Here is a 2,952-nt window from a genome sequence, read left to right on the forward strand (position 1 = left end):
AGCTGGCGATGCGGCGACGTCCTCGGTCGGCAGTGCGGCGCCTGGTTCCTCGGTCGGCGTCTCGCCACCCTGTTCCGGCTGCGAAGCCGCATCGCCAGCTGGTGCCGCCTCGGCAATGGTTTGCGTGAGGTGTTCGCCCGCAGGGGCTGTGTCGTCGAGCTGGTCCTCGTCGATCACCACCAGCAGATGCCGCTCCTCGGTCAATCTTGCCAGCCCCGCCGGGTAGGAGGCCGTGCCGCCCGGGACAAGGCGCTTGACGATGCGGTCGCTCTCGGCTGCGACGTCGGCAACCAGTGCTGCCAGCGTCTCCGGCAGGATGCCCAGTGCCGAAAATCCTTCCGAGGCCGCCTCAACGTTGCCCCTGGCATCGACAAAGGCGATGAAATGACCATCCTCGGTGAAGCCGCTAATGGCGCGCGCGGCGATTTCGCCGGCACTGCGTGACCCTGTCTGAGCCGCCGGCACTGCCAGCATGATCGCCTTCTCGGCGTCCGGCATGGTCACCGCACTGGCCAGGAAGCCGACGGCGCGGCTGGTCATGCCGGTCGCCAGCCGCACCATGATGGCGCGGTCGCTGCCAATCTCGGGAAATCCGCTGGTCGCCATGATCTGGCGCCTGGCGATCACGGGCAACTGCGCCGAGGCGCCTATGATCGCCTCGATGTCGGGATAACCGAACATCGCGGCTCCTGGCCCATTGGCCCAGATCACCTGCTCCAGATCCGCCGACAGGATCGCGATCGCGTCGCCTGCGGCAAAGCGCTGGCGGACCGCGTCGAGCACGGCGACATCAAGGAAGGAATATTCGGACGGCATGCGCTTGGCGGACCTCACGGAGCGGCGATTTTGCAGTTAACGCTTTGTTAATAAAAGCCGGAGGCGCGAAGGTCCACAAGCCAGAACGTGCAAAGGCTGGAATCTGGGCTCTTGGTTAACGGCCCAAAAGAAATTTATGGTGCACTGCAACAAAGATATTGCAATGCACAAAATTTGCCTTTATATTGCCATCATACATGAACGAGACGGCTTTCTGTCAAAGCCGCTGCCGCTGAAAAGGATGGAAAATGTCCAGGACCAAGACCGCCGAGACGATCGAAAACGTTGAATTCCCGAGCTTCGACGCTTCCAAGGCCACTGACCAGATTCGCGCTTTCGCCGAAAAGGGCGTTGAGCAGTCGAAAGAGGCTTATGCCAAGCTGAAGACCGGCGCCGAGGAGACCCAGAAGGCTCTGGAGTCGACCTACGAGACCGCCAAGACCGTTTCCAACGACCTGTCGCTCAAGACCATCTCCGCTTTGCGTGCCAATGCCGAGGCCGGTTTTTCCCACCTCGAAGCCCTGATCGGCGCCAAGTCGCTGTCGGAAGTCGTCGAGCTGCAGACCGCCTTCCTGCGCAAGCGCGTCGAATCGACCGTCGAGCAGGCCAAGGACTTCCAGGCCGTTGCCTCCAAGGCCGCCGAGGACGTCTCCAAGCCGATCAAGACCGCCTTCGAGAAGGCGATGAAGGAAATCAAGGTTGCCTAACATTTGCGCATGATCTGAAGATGCAACAAAAGGTCGCATTTTCTTAAAAACGATCAGGTGTATGATGGCAGCCATCAAGGAATACCCGGTGAGTGGAACCTCCTCCCTCTGCTCCCCGGGGTGACCAGCCAGCACCTCCTCCCGCTGGCTCGTAACAGGAAAAGGCCGGCACCTCCTCCCGCCGGCCTTTTTCTTTGTCCGTCGCCTGGTCCTTGCCTGCGCCTTCTTGCCGGGCGAATGCCGCGCCGATGTGGGGAAGTGACCTTTGCTTTCCAAAAGCCTTGAATTAGAATCCATAAGCCCGTAAGGACGCATCGCCGAACGACAGAGCGGCGGATGAGTTTCTGTTTCGATCCGCTCAGGCAACGTGCCGTTGTAGCTCAGATGGTTAGAGCGCCGGATTGTGGATCCGGAGGTCGCTGGTTCGATCCCAGCCAACGGTACCATAAATAGAGACATAATTTCAAAGACTTAAAGGCTTCTGGTTAGCTAGGCTGGCTTGGGTGTCGGTGCGTCTTATGGACGTGTACCATTCTGGTGCCATAGGGAGGCCGTCCAGCTATGACGGTCGACAAAATGGCGGTCAGCCGGGAGCGAACCCTGCCAATGACGTCAGCCGTCGTTTCGCCTGAGATCTTTGCGCAGCCAAAAAAGCCGTCGTCCACACGGAACCTTTGCTTGCGGAAACCGCAGGCCAAGTTGCTACCCTCTCGCCGGGAGCGGCATTGCTGGCCTGGTGGTGCGCCGATCTGGTTCCGACGCAAAAGCTGCGTTGGCCGCGGCCGGTGCCCTAATTCCCTTCTTGGCCAAGGCAGATACTCCAGCGTTCAGTTGGGCTCCAGTGCGTACCGCCTCATTTTCAGCAGCCCTGTATGAGGCGATCTCGAATCATCTCTGCAATCGGGATCGCCGAGGTGGCGGCGGGGGAAGGCGCGTTGCAGACGTGCAGCATGCGGTCCGTTTGTGCGAACAGGAAATCATGGATGAGGGCACCGTCCTTGCGCACGGCTTGCGCGCGGATGCCTGCTTCGTGCGGGAGCAGGTCGGCGAGCTTGAGGCTCGGACAGTATTTCCGGCACTCCTTCAGATAGCCTGGCTTCCAGAGCGAGTTGCGGAGTTCCGTTACCGCAGATCCGCGGTTGGCGAACACGGTTTTCCAGAAGCCGGGAAACAGCGCGTAGTCGGCCATGTCCGAAACATTGAACGAAAGCCGTGGATAGCCTTCGCGGGCAAAACCGATAACGGCATTCGGCCCGACCGTGACGCTGCCGTCGATCATCCGCGTCAGGTGCACGCCAAGGAAGGGCAGGGCTGGATCCGGGACGGGATAGATCAGATGGCGGACAATGTCGTTCTTCGATGCGGGAAGGCGATAGTATTCGCCGCGGAAGGGAACGATGCGATGCTCGATCGAAAGCCCGGCGAGCAC

The 2,952-nt window shown here is 60.4% G+C and carries 2 protein-coding genes, 1 tRNA gene and 1 pseudogene; 2 read left to right on the top strand and 2 right to left on the bottom strand.

Annotation, left to right across the window (positions count from 1 at the left end; genetic code table 11):
- Positions 1-816: pseudogene (locus EN884_RS31260) on the bottom strand (PAS domain-containing sensor histidine kinase); the annotation flags it as partial.
- 248 nt (positions 817-1,064) lie between these two features.
- On the opposite strand from EN884_RS31260, the gene EN884_RS31265 reads away from it, so the two are divergent.
- Both EN884_RS31265 and EN884_RS31270 read left to right on the top strand, forming a co-directional pair.
- Entirely contained in the window at positions 1,065-1,523 is a 459-nt protein-coding gene (locus EN884_RS31265; protein ID WP_013530255.1) for a phasin, read from the top strand.
- A gap of 369 nt (positions 1,524-1,892) precedes the next feature.
- Positions 1,893-1,969 (top strand) — tRNA-His (locus EN884_RS31270).
- A 413-nt stretch (positions 1,970-2,382) separates the two neighbouring features.
- Here EN884_RS31270 and EN884_RS31280 read toward each other — a convergent pair.
- On the bottom strand, positions 2,383-2,952 hold a 570-nt coding region (locus EN884_RS31280), incomplete at its 5' end, for an FAD-dependent oxidoreductase (protein WP_128360946.1).

The sequence above is a fragment of the Mesorhizobium sp. M7A.F.Ca.AU.001.01.1.1 genome (assembly GCF_004022735.1).
In the GTDB taxonomy this organism is placed as follows: domain Bacteria; phylum Pseudomonadota; class Alphaproteobacteria; order Rhizobiales; family Rhizobiaceae; genus Mesorhizobium; species Mesorhizobium ciceri.

Excerpts from the sequence above, each read along its gene's own strand:
- EN884_RS31265 (WP_013530255.1), top strand. The coding sequence starts at position 1,065 with ATGTCCAGGACCAAGACCGCCGAGACGATCGAAAACGTTGAATTCCCG.